The organism is Streptomyces sp. NBC_00376 (assembly GCF_036077095.1).
GTDB lineage: Bacteria > Actinomycetota > Actinomycetes > Streptomycetales > Streptomycetaceae > Streptomyces.
The window spans coordinates 3,761,454-3,777,895 of record NZ_CP107960.1 but is presented as its reverse complement, the minus strand read 5'-3'; the positions used below and the strand labels follow the sequence as shown (position 1 = coordinate 3,777,895).

Here is a 16,442-nt window from a genome sequence, read left to right as displayed (position 1 = left end):
GCCTCCAGTCCGCCTGATGCCTTCCATATTGCTCCTTTCGAAAGGAGCGCGGAGGCGATCGGGTGGCTCGAAATGCCCACCTGGTCAGGCGGGCGGAGAATGGATCTTCCCGAGGACATTTGGCCGAACATCACCTAGACCCATTAGGTGCCCGAGGCATCTAGTGGCGGGAGATCGAGCAGGACTCCCCCCTCTCTTTGCGAGGTCCGCCATGGCAGATGCCGAGACCATCTCCTTTCCGCAGAACCGCACCTGTCCCTACAACCCGCCGACGGGATATCGCGAGCACCGGGGGCAGCGGCCCGTGTCTCCCGCCAAACTCTTCGACGGCCGCATGGTGTGGCTGGTGACCGGGCACGCCGAGGCGCGTTCGCTCCTGGTGGACCAGAGGCTCTCGTCCGACCGGGAGAACCCCGCGTTCCCGTTCTTCGCCGAGCGGCTGGCCGCGAGCACCCTGCGCCGCGTGGAACTGCTCGGGGTCGACGACCCGGAGCACAACGCCCAGCGCCGGATGCTGATCCCGAGCTTCACGGTCAAGCGGACGGCCGCGCTCCGGCCGCAGATCCAGGAGACCGTGGACCGACTGCTCGACGCGATGGCCGAGCAAGGCCCGCCGACCGATCTGGTCGACGCCTTCGCCCTGCCCGTACCGTCCATGGTCATCTGCGCCCTGCTCGGGGTGCCCTACGAGGACCACGAGTTCTTCGAGGCGCAGTCGCGCAAGCTGCTCCGCGGTCCGGCGGCCGCGGATGTCGAGGCGGCGCGGGACGAGCTGGACGACTACTTCCGGGTGCTGATCGAGCAGAAGCGGGCCGCTCCGGGCGAAGGGCTGCTGGACGAGCTCATCGTCAAGCAGCTGGAGACCGGGGGCGTGGACCACGACGAGCTGGTGCGGCTGGCCCAGATCCTGCTCGTCGCCGGGCACGAGACGACCGCGAACATGATCTCGCTCGGTACGTTCACACTGCTCCAGCATCCCGATCAGCTGGCCCGGATGCGTGAGTCCGAGGGGCTGATGGGTTCGGCGGTCGAGGAACTGCTCCGCTTCCTGTCCATCGCCGACGGGATTTCCCGGGTGGCCGTCGAGGACATCGAGATCGGCGGGGTGACCATTCACGCGGGGGACGGTGTCATCCTGACCACGGCGGTGATCAACCGGGACGAGGCCGTTTATCCGTCACCGGACGAGCTGGACCTCGGCCGGAACGCGCGCAATCACGTCGCTTTCGGGTTCGGAATCCATCAGTGCCTGGGCCAGAATCTGGCACGGGCCGAACTGGAGATCGCGCTGCCCGCGCTTTTCGACCGTCTCCCCGGTCTGCGGCTCGCGGTACCCGCGGAAGAAATCCCGTTCAAGCCCGGTGACACCATTCAGGGGCTGTTCGAACTCCCCGTGACCTGGTGATCGAAACGTGCTGATCGGAACATGGTGATCGGAATGCGAGCGGAAGGATCTGCCGGAATGCGGATCAGTATCGACAAGGACCGGTGCATCGGCGCGGGCCAGTGCGCGCTCACCGCGCCGAAGGTGTTCACCCAGGACGACGACGGGTTCAGCGAACTGCTGCCCGGCTACGAGGAGGCCCTCGACGGCGCCACCGTGAAGGAGGCCGTCCGGGTCTGCCCGGTGCAGGCGATCACCCTGGACTGACGGACCGCCGCCCGTGCCCGTGCGGCAGGTACCGCGCGGGCACGGGCGTGCACGGGTACGGGCGGGCACGCGCCGGCGCAGGCGGGTACAGGCCGGCACGGGTGGGGGCGGGGCGCGGGCCTCACGGCCAGAGCAGCTCCCGGGTCCAGGCCGCGTCGTTCCCGGCCGCGTCCTGCCTGCGGTAGCGCAGCCGTACGTGCCGGCGTGCCGCGTCGCCCTGGAAGAACTCGACCTCCCGGGCCTCGGCCACGTACCGGGTCCAGCTCGTCACCTCCGCGTCCGGCTCGGCCCGTGCCCGTTCCCAGGCGGCGTCGGCGGTGCGGGTCAGCTCCTCCAGCGAGCCCAGCACCTCGCTCTGCGACCCGGTCAGCGCGGATGCGAGCGCGCCGGTCGAGCGGGCGTGCAGATCGGCCAGGCTCTCGTCGGGCGCGCAAGCGGTGACCGGCCCCCGCACCCGTACCTGCCGGCCCTGCACCGGCCAGTAGAAGCCGAGCGCCGCATACGGCCGGGCGGCGAGCTGGCGGCCCTTCGCACTGGTGCGATGGGTGGCGAAGTGCCAGCCGCGCTCGTCCGCGTCGTGCAGCATCACCGTCCGCACATCGGGGTGGCCCTCGGCGTCCACGGTGGCCAGCGACATGGTGTGCGGCTCCACCTGTCCGGCGGCCACCGCCTCGGCGAACCAGCTGCGGAAGAGGGGAAGCGGGTCCGGGGGCGCGGCGGCCGGGTCGAAGCCGGGAAGCTCCACGTCCCAGACGCGCTGGGCATGGAGGAGGTCCAGGAAGCTCTGGTGTGCGTCGGTCATCCCCCCATTGCAGCGCACGGCACCGTACGGGGCGGACGAGACGATCGCTGTAGCGCAGCGGGACACGCAGGGCTACCCTGGTGGCATGAAGACCATCACCCAGCGCGAGTTCCGGAACAACTCCGCCGAAGTCATGAACGCCGTGGAGGCGGGCGAGGTCTTTCACATCACCCGCAACGGAATAGAGGTCGCCGAACTGCGGCCGCTGACCCGGAAACGGCAGCTGAGCTCCGAAGAGCTGGTGGCCAGGCACCGCCGGCTGCCCCGTGTGGACGGCGAGCAGATGCGCCGCGAGGCCGATGCGCTCTTCGGAGCCGAGGACCGGGTCGGGGACGAGGACCCGTGGGAGCGCGAGCGTGGCTGAACGACATGCCGCGGGCGTGCTCGACACCTGCACGTACATCGACCTCGATCTGCTTCGTGCCGAGGATCTGCCGGTCCTCCCGGCGCTCACCGCCGTGACGATGGCCGAGCTCCAGCAGGGTGTGGCGATGGCCCGGGATCCCGGCGTGCGGGTGGCCCGGATGGAGAAACTCGGCGCCGCGGTCGCCGACTTCGAGCCGCTTCCCTTCGACGGGGACGCCGCCGCCCGCTACGGGAGCCTGGTGGCGCTGGTGATCGCCGCCCGGCGTGATCCGCGGCCCCGGCGCATGGACCTGATGATCGCGTCCATCGCCTCGGTCAGGGGGCTGCCGCTCTACACGCGCAACGCGGCCGACTTCAAGGGGCTGGAGGGCGCGCTCACCGTCGTCCCGGTGTGACCGGCCCCGGCCGCCCCCTCACCCCCGCCCCAGCACCACCGTTCCCGAGGAGCAGAACCAGCCGCCCGTGCCCGAGGCCACCGCCAGTTCCGGTAGCCGGCCGCCGGCCTTGCGTACCTGGCGTTCGCCCGCCTCGCCGCGGAGCTGGCGTACCGCCTCCACCAGCAGGAACAGCCCGCGCATCCCGGGGTGGCAGGCGGACAGGCCGCCGCCGTCGGTGTTCACCGGGAGCTCGCCGGTCAGCCCGGTCCGGCCCTTCTCCACGAACGCGCCGCCCTCGCCCTTCGCGCAGAAACCCAGGTCCTCCAGCGTCACCAGGGTCATGTAGGTGAACGCGTCGTAGATCTCGGCGAGGTCGATGTCCGAGGGCCGCACCCCGGCCCGCGCGAACGCCAGCCGGCCCGAGACCGCCGCCGGGGAGACCGTGAAGTCGTCCCACTCCGACATGGTGGAGTGCGAGACGTGCTCGCCCGTGCCGAGGATCCACACCGGCGCCTTCGCCGTGTCCGGTACGTACTCCTCGGCGGCCAGCAGCACCGCGCAGCCGCCGTCGCTGCGGATGCAGCAGTGCAGTTTGGTGAACGGGTCCGCGATCATCGGCCCCGACAGCACGTCGTCCACCGTGACCGGGTCCCGGAACATCGCGTCCGGGTTGGCCGCCGCGTTCGCCCGCGCCTGGACCGCGACCTCGGCGAGCTGCTCCAGGGTCGTCCCGTACTCGTGCATGTGGCGGCGGGCGGCCATCGCGTACTTGGCGATCAGCGAATGCCCGTACGGCACTTCGAACTGGAGCGGGCCGCGCGCGCCGAAGGAGAGGTTGGAGGTCCGACGGCCCGCCTTGATGTCCGCGCGCGCCGTCGACCCGTACACCAGCAGTACGGCGTTGGCGCGTCCCGCCGCGATGGCTTCCGCCGCGTGGGCCGCCATCACCTCCCAGGTCGAGCCGCCGACCGAGGTGGAGTCCACCCAGGTGGGCTTCAGTCCCAGGTACTCGGCGACCTCGACCGGTGCGAGCGTGCCGAGTCCGGCGGAGGCGAAACCGTCGACGACGGACCTCTCCAGCCCCGAATCGGCCAGCGCCCGGCGGGCGGCCTGGGCGTGCAGGGCGTACGGCGTGGCCGTGTCGACGCGCCCGCAGTCGGCGAGGGATATGCCGACGACAGCGACCTTGCGGTGGGAAGAAGGCATGAATCTGACGGTACATCAGATCTGCTTGGCGGGAGACCGTCCGGCGGGGTGGGGATCTTCCGGCTCCCTCCCGTGCGCGACTCTGGGCATCTGGTGAATTCGCCCCTAGCATGACGCACCGTCAGATCGGAGGCCGGAGGCCTCCGAGGGGAAGGAGTCCGACGATGGATGCCGCCTTCACCGCGGAACAGGACGAGATCCGCCGCACCTTGCGCGAACTGCTCGCCGAACACTGCGCACCCGACGACGTCAGGAGCGCCGTACGGACCGCCGACGGGTACGACGCGGCCCTGTGGCGAAGGCTCGCCCAGGACCTCGGGCTGCCCGGACTCGCGCTCCCGCAGGAGTACGGGGGCGTCGGCTGCGGCCTCACCGAGCTCGCCGTCGCCTGCGAGGAGACCGGCCGCGCCCTGCTGCCCTCGCCGCTGATCGCCACCGCCGTGCTCGCCGCGCCCCTGATCGCCGCACTCGGCACCGACGCCCAGCGCACCGCCCTGCTGCCCCGCATCGCGGCCGGTGAACTGACCGCGACCCTGGCCGTACCCGGCGGCTCGCTCGCCACCGCACTCGGCCTCACCGGCGACCCCACCGACGGCTCCTGGGCGGGCGGCGGCCGGGCAGGCGGAGTGCAGGCCAGGCCGGGCGCCGGGGACGGGGGCTGGCGGCTGTACGGGGAGGCCGCGCAGGTCCTCGACGGGCACAGCGCCGAACTGCTCCTGGTCGCGGCCCACGCCGGGGGCTTCCCGCGCAGCCGCACGCTCCTCTTCCTGGTCCGTCCGGACGCGGCGGCCGGAGTCGTCCGCGCCCGCCGGACCTCGCTCGACGAGACCCGCCCGCTGGCCCGGATCGAACTCCGCGACACCGAGGCCGAACTCCTCGGCGCCGACGACACCGCCGACGTGACCGGAGCGCTCGCCTCGGCCGGACACCCGGTCGCCGCGCTGCTCGCCGCCCAGGCGGTGGGGGCGGCGGGCAGCGCGCTGGAGCGGACGGTCGAGTACGTCAAGGCGCGCGAGCAGTTCGGCCGGGCGATCGGCTCCTTCCAGGCCGTGAAGCACCGCCTGGCGGATCTCTACGTACAGGTGCAGGCGGCCCGTTCCGCCGCGTACTACGCGGCCTGGGACCCGGCCGACGCCGGGGGGCTCGCCCTGGCCCAGGCCCTGGAGGCGCTCCGGATCACCACCGCCGAGGCCGTCCAGCTGCACGGCGGACTCGGCTTCACCTGGGAGCACGAGGCGCATCTGTACTTCAAACGGGCCGCCGCCGACGAACTGCTCTTCGGCCCCGTCCACCGGCTCCGGGACCACGCGGCGCAGCTGGCCGGACTGTTCGCGGGACCGGCCCCGTCCGCCCCGGCCGGCTCGTCCGCCCCGTCCGAGCGGGTGGCGGTCTGATGGCGCCCGGCACCCGGCTGATCCAGAAGGTCTCCTCCACTCGCGCGTTCGCGAAGGTCGCCCCGCATGTCGTGCCCGCCATGGACCGTGCGGTGCACCGGCTCACGCGCGGCAAGGTGCTGCTCAGCTCCCGGATGCTGCCCGGGCTGATCCTGACGGTGCCGGGGGCGCGGAGCGGGCAGCTCAGAACCACTCCGCTGGCCTGTATGCCCGAGAATCCGCTGGCCTGTATGCCCGAGAAGGGGACGGAGCAGAGCTGGATCCTGGTCGGCAGCAACTTCGGCCGCACGGGGCATCCGGCCTGGACCGCGAATCTGCTGGCCGGTCCCGACAAGGCGGTCGTCAACTGGCAGGGCCGGGACGTTCCGGTGCACGCCACGCTGCTGGAGGGCGAGGAACGGGAAGAGGTGTGGCGGGCGGCGCTGAAGTTCTGGCCGCCGTACGCGACTTACCAGGCGCGGGTGGAGCGGGAGATCCGGCTCTTCAGGCTGCGCGAGAGGGGTGACGCCGCGCCCTGATGCCGGGGGTGCCGGTGGGTACCGGCAGTGGGGGAAGGTCCGGGCGTCGTGAGAGCGGTCCGGGTGCACCGACGGCGGACCACATGCGTGGCCCGCCGTCGGTGAGACAGGACCTGGGGCGCCCGGGACGGCCGCGCGAAACCCGGTGGGGGAGGGGCCGTCGGCGCCTGTGCTACCTCGTGGGCTTCTTTCCGGTGATGCCCAGATGCACCAACAGGGCGAGGTTCGGCTTGAGTTCGGCCTGCTTCACACCCCAGGTCGTGAAGCCCTTCTGGTGCGAGGCGACGGCGGCCAGCATCGCGACCAGTGAGCCCGCCATCGCGGCGGCGCTGACCTCCTTGTCGACCTTGCCCTTGGCCTGGAGCTCCTTCACCGAGTCGGTGAGCGAGTTGGTGACCGAGTTCAGGATCTTCATGCGGATCTTGTAGAACCGCTTGTCGCCCTCGGCCGCACCGAGGTCGACCACGCGCAGGATCGCGTCGTGATGCCGCCAGAAGTCGAGGAATCCCTCGACGAGTTCCTCGGCCGTCTGCCAGCCGGCCTTGCCGACCCAGGAGCGGCCGGCGACCAGTTCGGTCAGCCCGGCGCCCTCCTTGGCCATTTCCTCGGCGATTTCGAGGACGGCGCCCTCGACGTCGGGGAAGTATTGGTAGAAGGTCGCGGGTGAAGTCCCCGCCTTCCGGGCGACGTCGATGACTTTGACGTCCCGGTACGGCGAGGAGCTGAGCATCTCGCTGAGGCAGTCGAGCAGCTTCTGCCGCGTCGCCTGTCCGCGTCGACCGGCCACGCGGCCGTCGACGGTGCGCACTTGTCCTGTCATGCCGTCAGCTTACCGAGGGGTGATCCGAGCGCGATTCGGCCGACTGCAAATGGGGATCACCGCAGACGCGGCGGGGGGAGTGGCCGGATTTCGACGCATGCGCACCACGGAGCGATAAGTCTTATCAACAGCCTGTGGATAACTTCCGTGGATAACTTTCCGTGATGCCGCGGGTATGGAGCGCTTCCGTCGGGATTCTTCGAAAATGAGTTCGATGTGGAGGGGTCGGGGCGCGCTGCGGGCGATGCGTGGTTACGTTTGCTGTGACGAGTGTCACTGTCACGACCCGTGAACGATGCGGGATCACGGAAGGACCCGGGCCCATGGCCGCATTCGCGCGATCCGCGCCGTGCTGGGTGGATGTGCAGCTGCCCGACCTGGAAGCGGGCAAGCGCTTCTACGGCGAGCTGTTCGGCTGGACCTTCCGGGCCGGTGAAGGGCCGCACGGCGAAGGGCCGTACGCGGACGCCTACAGCGGCGGCAAGCTCGTCGCCGCGCTCGCCGCCAAGAAGGACGGCCGGATGCCCACCGCCTGGGGGATCTACTTCTCCACCGACGACATCGCCGCGTCCGTCGCCCGGATCAGGGAGGCGGGCGGCCAGGTGATCACCGAGCCGGTCCGGGCCGGCCGGGCCGGGGTGCTCGCCCAGGCGGCCGACCCCGGCGGGGCGGTCTTCGGACTCTGGCAGGCCGGTGACCGCGAGGGGTTCCAGAAGCGGAACGAACCCGGTTCCTTCTGCTGGACCGAGGTCCACACCCGGCAGAAGGGCCGGGTGGACGCCTTCTACGAAGAGGTCTTCGGCTTCCAGGGCACCGACCTCTCCCAGGGCGCCGACCTCGACGACTCCGACGTGGCACCCGACGACACCGGCGCGGACGAGGCGGAGTCGTCGGGCTTCCGCATGTGGTCCCCGGCGGGCACCGAGCCCGGTCCGGACACCGCGGTCGGCGGACGCAGCGTCATCACCGACGCGTTCCCGGCGGAGATGCCCAGCTACTTCCTCAGCTACTTCGCCGTCGAGGACTGCAACCGCGCCGCCGGGAACGCCGTACGCCTCGGCGGCCGCATCTCCGCACCGCCCTTCGACATCCCGTACGTCGGGCGGATGGCCGTCCTCCAGGACGATCAGGGCGCCGTGTTCGCCGTACTTCAGCCCCCTGTGTCCGAGAACGGGGCAGAGTGAGCTGTGACACCCCGATCCGCCCCCGGGTTCGCAACCAGGGCCTCAGCCAGGAAGAATCGGGGGTGCGCACCGCCGGGTGGTGCCCAGTGGTGAGACGCCGTACAGGGCGGGTTTTCGCGGGCTTCTGTTCCTGAGGCTCGTACGGGGAGGTGGCAGGGCAAGTGGTGGAGCAGCTGACGCAGCACGACCCGAGGCGGATCGGCCCGTTCGAGGTGCTGGGACGGCTCGGTGCCGGCGGCATGGGGCTGGTCTATCTCGCCCGCTCGGCTTCGGGCCGGCGCGTGGCGATCAAGACGGTCCGTACGGAGCTCGCCGAGGACCAGCTGTTCCGGGTCCGGTTCACGCGCGAGGTGGAGGCCGCCCGCGCCGTCAGCGGCTTCTACACGGCGGCGGTGGTGGACGCGGACCCGCGTGCGGCCGTGCCGTGGCTGGCCACCGCCTATGTGCCGGCCCCCTCGCTGGAAGAGATAGTGAGCGAGTGCGGGCCCATGCCCGTCCAGGCGGTGCGCTGGCTGGCCGCCGGTATCGCCGAGGCGCTCCAGTCGATCCACGGCGCGGGACTGGTCCACCGCGACATGAAGCCCTCGAACGTGCTCGTCGTCGAGGACGGCCCCCGGGTGATCGACTTCGGGATCGCGTCCGGGGTCTCCAACACCCGGCTGACCATGACGAACGTCGCCGTCGGCACGCCCGCCTACATGTCGCCGGAGCAGGCCAGGGACTCCCGCAGCGTCACCGGCGCCAGCGACATCTTCTCGCTCGGCTCCACCCTCGTCTTCGCCGCCACCGGCCACGCGCCCTTCCACGGCGCCAACCCCGTCGAGACGGTCTTCATGCTGCTGCGCGAGGGCCCCGACCTGGAGGGCCTGCCCGGCGAGCTGCGGCCGTTGATCGAGTCCTGCATGCAGATGGACGCCGGACTGCGGCCCACCCCCGCCGACCTCCAGGCCCAGCTCGCCCCGCACCTCTTCGCCTCCGGCAGCGACGACAGCGGCACCGCCTCGGCCTGGCTGCCGACCTCCGCCACCGCGATGATCGAGCAGCGCCGCGGCGGACGCAGGCCCGTGGGACCCGGCCCGGCCCAGCCGCCCGGACCGCCGCCGAGCGTCGACCCCGGGTGGCGCGCCCACACCGATCCGCGCTCCCAGGCACCCGATCCGCGCCCGCAGGCCCCCGAACCGGTGCCCGCGCCCGACGCGGGCGGTCCGGTGCGGCTGCCCGGCGCGAAGGTGCCGATCGGCCCCGGCCCGCGGGCCCAGGACGTACGGGCCACCGCCACGGCCACCGCGGACGCGGGCCCCGCGACCGGCTGGGTGCGCCCGCCCGCCGGAGTGAACGGTATTGCCCCGGCCGTGCCCGCTGTGCCCGTGCCCGGCCCCGCGCAGCCGCCGGAGCCGCCGCCGGGCCCGGACCGCTGGCGGCCCTGGCGGTTCCGGATGTCCAACGACGTCTGGGGGACACCCGTCGTCGCCGGGGACCTCCTCTACGTCACGTCGTTCGAGGTGCATGCCCTGGACGTGGGCAACGGGCGACGCCAGTTCAAGACCCGCGACGTGGCCTGGGCGATGGCCGTCGAGGGCGGCCGCATCCACGCCTCCGACGGGCCGTCCCTGTACGCCCTGGACGCGACCACCGGCGCCGAGCAGTGGCGGCTCCAGACGGACGCCTGGGTGTACTCCCTCAAGGCCGAACGCGGCACCGTCGTCACCGGCACCCGGGGCGGCGCCGTCCAGGCGTGGGAGGCGTCCACCGGCGAGAAGCTGTGGGAGAGCGGCGGCGTCCAGACCGACTTCGAGACGGCGGAGGCCGGGCCCGCGATCCACGACGGCACGGTCTACCTCTGGCAGGACGCCCGGCTGCGCGCCGTCGACGCCCGTACCGGCATCGAGCGCTGGTCGTACCCCATCGGCGACGCCGCCTCCTGCGGCGGGGTGCCGGTCCGGGTGACCGCGGCGCCGGACGGCTTCGTCTACGTCAGCGCGGGGGCCCGGGTCCTCGCCGTGGACACCGTGTCCGGTCATGTGCGCTGGCACTTCGAGTCGCCCGCGGTCTTCCTCTCCCCGCCCGCCTTCGCGCCGGGCCCCGCCGTCACCGGCGGCGGGGTGTACCTCGCCGACTACCTCGGCACGGTGTACGCGATCGACGCCTCGACCGGCAAGGACCGCTGGCGCATCGCCACGGAGGCCCGCCAGTCGATCGAACCGGTGCTGGTGACGGCCGGGAACGTCCATGTCGGCAGCGGCAGCGCGCTGTACACGCTCGACGCGGTCACCGGCACCCCGAAGTGGCGGTTCGCGGCGGGCGGCGAGGTGGTGGGCGCCCCGGTGGTCGCCGACGGCCGGGTCCACTTCGGCTCCGCCGACCACGTCCTGTACACCCTGGACGCGGCGGGCGGGCAGCTCCGCTGGAAGCTGGCGACCGGCGGCGAGATCACGGGTTCGCCGGTGGCGCAGGGCGGTGTCGTGTACGCGTGCAGCAAGGACCGCTGCGTGTACGCGCTGGACGCGCTGAAGGGAACGGGCACGGGCAGCCGGGCCAGGGCGTAGCGCGGCGAGATCCAGCCTGTCCGGGATCAGGCCGGGCCGCAGCGAAACCCGGCCCGTCCGGCGTTTGAGGACGGAACCCCGGGCACGGAGGGCCTCAGCCGTTCGGGCGCCCGTCCGCATCCGGGGCCTTGTCCGGGGCCTCGTCCGGCGCGACGGGATACGGGGCCGTGTCCCGGCCGTCCGGGCCCGGACCCGGACTCGGACCCGGACCGTGCCGTTCCGCCGGATCCGGCCCCGTGTACAGCTCCGGCTCGGGCTCCGGCAGGGTGCTCGTCTGCACGGACGGCCCCGGCTCCTGCGTCGGCGGCCAGGTGTCCGGGTGCTCCGAGCCGGGCGCCGTGTACGGCTGGTCGTGCCGCTTGCGGGCGAGCCGGCGTCCGGCACCGTGCCGCCCCGGCATCACCGCCGCGCCCAACAGCAGCAGCACCCCGCCCGCCGCGGCCTCGGCCACGCCCCACCCCAGCCCGGAACCGTCGCCCGCGATCGCCAGACTGCCCGCCGACTCCCCCTGGCGCACCATCCACAGCACGGTGAACCCGAGCACCACCACACCCGCCGCCGCCACCAGCAGCCGCGACCGCAGCACCACACCGGCCACCGTCAGCAGGGCGGCGAAGAGGAACGCGAGCAGGATCGAGTCCAGCGGTCCGGGCCGGCTCGCGGTGATTCCGGAGAACAGCTCCGCGACCCGGTAATCACGCCCAAGACGACCGTCGTACCAGTCACGGAAGGGGCTCAGCACGGCGGCCGCCGCTCCGACGAGAGCGAGCACCGAGCCGAGGACGTTGCGGATCATCATCGGCCTCCTGCGTGCCACGGACCGGCGTCACAGCTCTGCACCGCTCTAGGCCTCGACGCTACGCCCGGCCCCTCACCCTCGCACCTTGCGCTAGCGTGACGCACGGTCGTTCGACAACTGCAGAAACGGACAACAACACAAGGGGGGCTGCATCGATGATGCGGCAGCACATAAAGCTTTCCGCGGTACTGGTCGTGGTGGTGCTCGCACTCACCGGCTTCTCGACCTCCAGCCACGGCGGCCGCAGCGGAAAGAGCAAGAGCAGCGGGTCGAGCAGCGGCGGCGGCTGCTCCAATTCCAAGAAGAGCAACAACGGTTACCACAGCAGCGACTACGACGACGATGACTACGACTCGTCGAGCAGCTCCTCCGGCTCCACCGACTACGGCACCCCGACCCCGACCGCCACGGCGTCCGACGAGCCCGAGGCGTACGTCGTCCGCTGCGCCCAGCCCCGCAAGGGCAAGCGCAAGGCCGTGACCGCCTCCACCGTGAGGCTCACCGCCGACGCCGGTGCCACCGGCTCGCACACGTACGAGGTCGACGTGACCTTCCTCGACGCACGCGGCAACACCGTCGACACCGGTGACGCGACCGTGGACGCCGAGGGCGGCGAGACCAAGACCGTCTCCGTGCGGATGGACAACCCGCGCAAGGTCTCCAAGGTGAAGGACTGCCGGGTGGACGCCGAGCTGAGCTACTGAGCCGCCGGCCGGTTCGTCAACGCGTCCGGAACTCGCCCGCGCCCCGCCCCCGGAACAGTTCGGCCTGCCGCTCCGGCGGCAGATTGCCGAGCGCGACGAGGTGCGGGGCGTGGGCCATGGCCTGCGCCCTGGCCGCCTCCCGCGCGGACCACACCGCCCGTACCGTCCCCTGCACCGCCCCGGTCGGGTACGAGGCGATCACGGCCGCCGCCCGCAGCGCCGCGTCCACCGCGCCGCCGGGCGCCGTCAACTCACTGACCAGGCCGGTCTCGTACGCACGGCGGGCCGAGACCCGTTCCGCCGTCCCCATCAGCGACATCCGGGCCACCTCGCCGAACGGCATCCGCTGCGCCATCGAGATCGCCTCGAACGCGCTGACCATGCCGTACGTCGTGTGCGGGTCGAAGAACGTCGCCTCCTCGGACGCGATCACGAACTCCGACTCGCCCAGCAGATAGAACGCCCCGCCGCAGGCCATCCCCTCCACGGCCGCGATCACCGGCTTCCACAGGTCGTTCGCCTTCGGCCCGATCGCGAGCAGCGGATCGTCGATCGTGTACGGGGACGAGGGCTGCGGCACGTCCACGCCCCGGTCGATCCCGGTGCAGAAGGCCCGGCCGCCCGCACCGGTGAGGACCACCGCCCGCACCCCGTCGTCGAAGCGGAACGCCCGCCAGGCGGCCGCCAGTTCGGCGGCCGTGGCCAGGTCGATCGCGTTGTGCTTCGCGGGCCGGTCGAGGGTGACGAGCGCGACCCCGGTCTCCTTGTCCGTCTCCGTGCGCAGCGCCATCGCCCGTCACCTCTCCAGCAGCCAGCGCACCAGCGTGACCCCGGAACCGGCCGGGCAGAACACCGCCCGCACCGGCGCACCGATCCGCAGCCGCTCCGGATCGACCGAGTCCAGCGGGGCGTCCGGACCGCTCACCACGTTCCCCACCAGCCGGATCTGCGGGGCGTCCGCCAGCTCGACCACCACCGCGTTGTACGGGGCCTGCGCGGCGTACGCGGGCAGCAGCGGCGGATGCGGCCGTACGTAGGACCAGATGCGGCCGCGTCCGCTCATCGGCCGCCACTCGCTCTCGAAGGACTGGCAGTGCGGGCAGCACGGCCGCGGCGGGAAGCGGAGCCGTCCGCACTCGGGGGCGGCGCACGCCTGGACGCGGAGTTCACCGCGGGCCGCGTACTCCCAGAAGGGGGCGCCGTCCTCGTCCACGACGGGCAGCAGCAGTCCGTCCATCCCGGTCAACTCCCTCAGCTCCTCAGCAGTACGGCGGATGTGGGAACGCCCTCCCCGGCGGTGACCAGGCACGTCCCGGCGTCCGGGACCTGGGCGGTGGAGACGCCGCGCAGCTGTTTGACGCCCTCGTTGATCAGGTTGAAGCCGTGCACGTACGCCTCGCTGAGCCCGCCGCCCCCGGTGTTGATGGGCAGCCGCCCGCCGCTCTCCAGCGCCCCGCCCTCGGTGAACGCGGCGCCCTCGCCGCGCCCGCAGAAGCCGTAGCCCTCCAGGGAGAGCGGTATGAGCGGGGTGAACGCGTCGTAGATCTGCGCCACATCGACATCGTCCGGGCCGAAGTCGGCCTGCTTCCACAGCTGCCGGGCGGCCGTCCAGGCGGGTCCGGTGAGCGGGTCGTCGTTCCAGTAGTTGACCATCCCGTGGTGCTGGGCGGGCAGCCCCTGGGCGACGGAGTGGATGTAGACGGGCTTCTGCCGGCAGTCACGGGCCCGCTCGGCGGAGACGATCACGCAGGCCAGCGCACCGTCCGTCTCCAGGCAGTTGTCGAAGAGGCAGAGCGGATCGCTGATCCAGCGCGAGGTCATATACATGTCGCGGGTCAGCGGCCGTTCGTACATCATCGCGTCCGGGTTCTGGTTGGCGCGGTTGCGGCAGGCGAGGGCGACGTTGAAGAGGTGGTCGCGGGTCGCCCCGTACTCGTGCATGTACCGCCGCGCCAGCATCCCGATCTCGTCGGCCGGCCGCAGCAGCCCGTACGGGCGGGTCCACTGGGCGGGGGTGGGCAGTTGCACGGCGGTGTTCTTCCAGGGCCGGGGCCCCGACCCCCGCTTCCGCGACCGCCAGGCGACGCCGACGCTCGCCTGCCCGGTCGCCACGGCGGCGGCGAGATGCGCGATCGTCGCGCAGGAGCCGCCGCCCCCGTACCCCACCTTGCTGAAGAAGGTGACGTCGCCGGCCCCGATGGCCTTGGCGACCTCCACCTCGTCGGTCTCCTCCATCGTGTACGAGGCGAATCCGTCCACCTCCGACGCGGCGATGCCCGCGTCGTCGAGCGCCGCGACGATGGCCCGGCAGGCCAAGGTCTTCTCGGATTCCGGCAGTTGTTTCGCGAAGGCCGTCTGTCCTATGCCGGCTATCGCCGTCGCGTCCTTGAGTGCCGTCACCGCACCTCCCAGGCCGTCATGACTGCTGACAGCGGCTGAGGCTACAGCTAATCTGACGGATAGTCAGCTACTGCGTCAGGAGGGCCAGCGATGCGCGGTGACGAGGAGTGGGGCAGCATCCCGGGACTGATCCGGGCGGCGGCGCGACGGTACGGGGACCGGGAGGCGGTCGTCGAGGGCCGCACCCGGGTCTCGTACGCCGAGCTCGGCGAGCGCGTGGAGCGGGCCGCCGCGGCGTGCATGGCCTCGGGCGTGGAGCCGGGGGACCGGGTCGCGGTCTGGGCCCCGAACACCCTGGACTGGATCGTCTCCGCGCTGGGGGCGGTGACGGCCGGCGCGGTCCTCGTCCCCCTCAACACCCGCTTCAAGGGCAGCGAGGCGGCGTACATCCTGCAGCGCAGCCGGGCGAAGCTCCTCTTCGTCACGGGCACCTTCCTCGGCACGTCGTACGTGGCGTCGCTGCGCCGGGCGGACGTGCGGCTCCCGCACCTGGAGCGGGTGGTGGTGCTCGCCGACTCCGCCCCCGACGACTACGTCACCTGGAAGGACTTCCTCGCGGCGGGGGAGGAGGTGTCCGGGGCCGAGGTGCGCACCCGGGCCGATGCGATCGCCTCCTCGGCCCCCTCCGACATCATCTACACCTCGGGCACCACGGGCCGGCCCAAGGGCGCGGTCATCACCCATGCCCAGACCCTGCGCTGCTACGCGATCTGGAGCGAGCTCGCGGACCTGCGCGAGGGGGACCGCTATCTGATCGTGAACCCCTTCTTCCACACCTTCGGCTACAAGGCGGGCATCATCGCGTGCCTGATGCGGGGCGCGACGATGGTCCCGCAGCCGGTCTTCAACGTGGACACGGCCCTGGCCAACATCGCCGCCGAACGCATCTCGGTGCTGCCCGGCCCGCCCACCCTCCACCAGTCCCTCCTGGACCACCCCGCGCGCTCCACCCACGACCTCTCCGCCCTGCGCCTGGTGGTGACGGGAGCGGCGGTGGTCCCCCTGAAACTGGTGGAACGGCTGCGCACCGAGCTCGGCATCGCCACGGTCCTCACCGCGTACGGCCTCTCCGAGGCGAGCGGCATCGTCACGATGTGCCGTCGCGGCGACCCCGCCGAGACGATCGCCTCGACATCCGGCCGGGCGATCCCGGACACCGAGATCTGCGTCCTGGCCGACCCCGGCAGCCCCGGCGAGGTCCTGGTCCGCGGCTTCAACGTGATGCAGGGCTACTTCGAGGACCCGGAGACCACGGCCGCCGCGATCACCCCCGACGGCTGGCTCCACACCGGCGACGTGGGCGTCCTCGACGAGGCGGGCAACCTCCGGATCACCGACCGGATCAAGGACATGTTCATAGTCGGCGGCTTCAACGCGTACCCGGCCGAGATAGAACAACTCCTCGGCCTGCACCCCGACGTGGCCGACGTGGCGGTCATCGGCGTCCCCGACCCCCGCCTCGGCGAGGTCGGCAGGGCCTACGTGGTGCGTCGTCCGGGCGCGACGGCGACCGCCGACGACCTGATCGCCTGGTCCCGCCGCGAGATGGCGAACTACAAGGTCCCCAGGGCGGTGGAGTTCGTAACCGAACTGCCGCGCAACGCGAGCGGCAAGGTGGTGAAGGGGGAGCTGCGGGGGCGGGGGGCCGTTTGAGGGGGGCAGGCCGCTCCGGGGA

General features: G+C 72.0%; 17 protein-coding genes. 10 read left to right on the top strand and 7 right to left on the bottom strand.

Annotation, left to right across the window (positions count from 1 at the left end; translation table 11 throughout):
* The first annotated feature begins 211 nt into the window (after positions 1 to 211).
* A complete protein-coding gene (locus tag OG842_RS16925) occupies positions 212 to 1,405 on the top strand; it encodes a cytochrome P450 (protein ID WP_266730569.1) in 1,194 nt (397 codons plus the stop codon).
* Positions 1,406 to 1,462: 57 nt separating this feature from the next.
* Positions 1,463 to 1,651, top strand: coding sequence for a ferredoxin (locus tag OG842_RS16920; RefSeq protein WP_266730567.1), 189 nt, complete (start codon positions 1,463 to 1,465; stop codon positions 1,649 to 1,651).
* Positions 1,652 to 1,772: 121 nt separating this feature from the next.
* Here the strand turns inward: OG842_RS16920 and OG842_RS16915 are convergent, their stop codons facing one another.
* Complete coding sequence (locus OG842_RS16915; RefSeq protein ID WP_266730566.1) at positions 1,773 to 2,453, bottom strand: pyridoxine/pyridoxamine 5'-phosphate oxidase; 681 nt, start codon at positions 2,451 to 2,453, stop codon at positions 1,773 to 1,775.
* Positions 2,454 to 2,538: 85 nt separating this feature from the next.
* Here OG842_RS16915 and OG842_RS16910 point away from each other — a divergent pair, with 85 nt between their 5' ends.
* Positions 2,539 to 2,817, top strand: a complete 279-nt coding sequence (locus OG842_RS16910; RefSeq protein WP_266730565.1) for a type II toxin-antitoxin system Phd/YefM family antitoxin — start codon at positions 2,539 to 2,541, stop codon at positions 2,815 to 2,817.
* A complete protein-coding gene (locus OG842_RS16905) occupies positions 2,810 to 3,214 on the top strand; it encodes a type II toxin-antitoxin system VapC family toxin (RefSeq protein ID WP_266730563.1) in 405 nt (134 codons plus the stop codon). The genes OG842_RS16910 and OG842_RS16905 overlap by 8 nt, the downstream gene beginning before the upstream one ends.
* Before the next feature lie 18 nt (positions 3,215 to 3,232).
* Here OG842_RS16905 and OG842_RS16900 read toward each other — a convergent pair whose 3' ends face one another.
* Complete coding sequence (locus tag OG842_RS16900) at positions 3,233 to 4,402, bottom strand: thiolase C-terminal domain-containing protein (protein ID WP_266730561.1); 1,170 nt, start codon at positions 4,400 to 4,402, stop codon at positions 3,233 to 3,235.
* A 164-nt stretch (positions 4,403 to 4,566) separates the two neighbouring features.
* On the opposite strand from OG842_RS16900, the gene OG842_RS16895 reads away from it, so the two are divergent.
* Together OG842_RS16895 and OG842_RS16890 are read left to right on the top strand one after the other, a co-directional pair.
* The gene (locus OG842_RS16895) at positions 4,567 to 5,796 is read left to right on the top strand and encodes an acyl-CoA dehydrogenase family protein (RefSeq protein WP_266730560.1); all 1,230 of its coding nucleotides are present in this window, start codon (positions 4,567 to 4,569) and stop codon (positions 5,794 to 5,796) included.
* Positions 5,796 to 6,314 (top strand): nitroreductase family deazaflavin-dependent oxidoreductase, encoded by a 519-nt coding sequence (locus OG842_RS16890; RefSeq protein WP_266730558.1) that lies wholly within the window; start codon positions 5,796 to 5,798, stop codon positions 6,312 to 6,314. The genes OG842_RS16895 and OG842_RS16890 overlap by 1 nt, the downstream gene beginning before the upstream one ends.
* A gap of 172 nt (positions 6,315 to 6,486) precedes the next feature.
* On the opposite strand, the gene OG842_RS16885 is transcribed toward OG842_RS16890, so the two are convergent.
* Positions 6,487 to 7,134, bottom strand: a complete 648-nt coding sequence (locus OG842_RS16885) for a TetR family transcriptional regulator (protein ID WP_124717053.1) — start codon at positions 7,132 to 7,134, stop codon at positions 6,487 to 6,489.
* A 323-nt stretch (positions 7,135 to 7,457) separates the two neighbouring features.
* Between OG842_RS16885 and OG842_RS16880 the strand changes: the two genes are divergently transcribed.
* Entirely contained in the window at positions 7,458 to 8,318 is an 861-nt protein-coding gene (locus tag OG842_RS16880; RefSeq protein ID WP_266730556.1) for a VOC family protein, read from the top strand.
* Between the two features lie 161 nt (positions 8,319 to 8,479).
* Positions 8,480 to 10,864 carry an outer membrane protein assembly factor BamB family protein gene (locus tag OG842_RS16875; RefSeq protein ID WP_328512307.1) on the top strand — a complete coding sequence of 795 codons (2,385 nt, stop codon included), beginning with the start codon at positions 8,480 to 8,482 and terminating at the stop codon, positions 10,862 to 10,864.
* Between the two features lie 94 nt (positions 10,865 to 10,958).
* Here OG842_RS16875 and OG842_RS16870 read toward each other — a convergent pair whose 3' ends face one another.
* Positions 10,959 to 11,660 carry a hypothetical protein gene (locus OG842_RS16870; protein WP_328512664.1) on the bottom strand — a complete coding sequence of 234 codons (702 nt, stop codon included), beginning with the start codon at positions 11,658 to 11,660 and terminating at the stop codon, positions 10,959 to 10,961.
* A gap of 158 nt (positions 11,661 to 11,818) precedes the next feature.
* Here OG842_RS16870 and OG842_RS16865 point away from each other — a divergent pair, with 158 nt between their 5' ends.
* Positions 11,819 to 12,367 carry a hypothetical protein gene (locus tag OG842_RS16865; RefSeq protein WP_266730554.1) on the top strand — a complete coding sequence of 183 codons (549 nt, stop codon included), beginning with the start codon at positions 11,819 to 11,821 and terminating at the stop codon, positions 12,365 to 12,367.
* Positions 12,368 to 12,383: 16 nt separating this feature from the next.
* On the opposite strand, the gene OG842_RS16860 is transcribed toward OG842_RS16865, so the two are convergent.
* From OG842_RS16860 to OG842_RS16850, 3 genes are read right to left on the bottom strand one after another with little or no spacing between them, the layout of a single operon-like run.
* Positions 12,384 to 13,157: an enoyl-CoA hydratase/isomerase family protein gene (locus tag OG842_RS16860; RefSeq protein ID WP_266730553.1), complete on the bottom strand. Its 774-nt coding sequence runs from the start codon at positions 13,155 to 13,157 to the stop codon at positions 12,384 to 12,386.
* Between the two features lie 6 nt (positions 13,158 to 13,163).
* On the bottom strand, positions 13,164 to 13,604 hold the full coding sequence (locus OG842_RS16855) for a Zn-ribbon domain-containing OB-fold protein (protein ID WP_266730551.1): 441 nt from the start codon (positions 13,602 to 13,604) through the stop codon (positions 13,164 to 13,166).
* Between the two features lie 14 nt (positions 13,605 to 13,618).
* Positions 13,619 to 14,767 (bottom strand): lipid-transfer protein, encoded by a 1,149-nt coding sequence (locus tag OG842_RS16850; RefSeq protein ID WP_266730549.1) that lies wholly within the window; start codon positions 14,765 to 14,767, stop codon positions 13,619 to 13,621.
* Positions 14,768 to 14,857: 90 nt separating this feature from the next.
* Between OG842_RS16850 and OG842_RS16845 the strand changes: the two genes are divergently transcribed.
* Complete coding sequence (locus OG842_RS16845; RefSeq protein ID WP_328512306.1) at positions 14,858 to 16,420, top strand: FadD3 family acyl-CoA ligase; 1,563 nt, start codon at positions 14,858 to 14,860, stop codon at positions 16,418 to 16,420.
* Positions 16,421 to 16,442 lie beyond the last annotated feature (22 nt).

Bases quoted from the DNA above. Each gene is read 5' to 3' on its own strand.
- OG842_RS16925 (WP_266730569.1), top strand. From the start codon at position 212: ATGGCAGATGCCGAGACCATCTCCTTTCCGCAGAACCGCACCTGTCCC.
- OG842_RS16920 (WP_266730567.1), top strand. From the start codon at position 1,463: ATGCGGATCAGTATCGACAAGGACCGGTGCATCGGCGCGGGCCAGTGC.
- OG842_RS16915 (WP_266730566.1), bottom strand. From the start codon at position 2,453: ATGACCGACGCACACCAGAGCTTCCTGGACCTCCTCCATGCCCAGCGC.
- OG842_RS16910 (WP_266730565.1), top strand. From the start codon at position 2,539: ATGAAGACCATCACCCAGCGCGAGTTCCGGAACAACTCCGCCGAAGTC.
- OG842_RS16900 (WP_266730561.1), bottom strand. From the start codon at position 4,402: ATGCCTTCTTCCCACCGCAAGGTCGCTGTCGTCGGCATATCCCTCGCC.
- OG842_RS16895 (WP_266730560.1), top strand. From the start codon at position 4,567: ATGGATGCCGCCTTCACCGCGGAACAGGACGAGATCCGCCGCACCTTG.
- OG842_RS16890 (WP_266730558.1), top strand. From the start codon at position 5,796: ATGGCGCCCGGCACCCGGCTGATCCAGAAGGTCTCCTCCACTCGCGCG.
- OG842_RS16885 (WP_124717053.1), bottom strand. From the start codon at position 7,134: ATGACAGGACAAGTGCGCACCGTCGACGGCCGCGTGGCCGGTCGACGC.
- OG842_RS16880 (WP_266730556.1), top strand. From the start codon at position 7,458: ATGGCCGCATTCGCGCGATCCGCGCCGTGCTGGGTGGATGTGCAGCTG.
- OG842_RS16870 (WP_328512664.1), bottom strand. From the start codon at position 11,660: ATGATCCGCAACGTCCTCGGCTCGGTGCTCGCTCTCGTCGGAGCGGCG.
- OG842_RS16865 (WP_266730554.1), top strand. From the start codon at position 11,819: ATGATGCGGCAGCACATAAAGCTTTCCGCGGTACTGGTCGTGGTGGTG.
- OG842_RS16860 (WP_266730553.1), bottom strand. From the start codon at position 13,157: ATGGCGCTGCGCACGGAGACGGACAAGGAGACCGGGGTCGCGCTCGTC.
- OG842_RS16855 (WP_266730551.1), bottom strand. From the start codon at position 13,604: ATGGACGGACTGCTGCTGCCCGTCGTGGACGAGGACGGCGCCCCCTTC.
- OG842_RS16845 (WP_328512306.1), top strand. From the start codon at position 14,858: ATGCGCGGTGACGAGGAGTGGGGCAGCATCCCGGGACTGATCCGGGCG.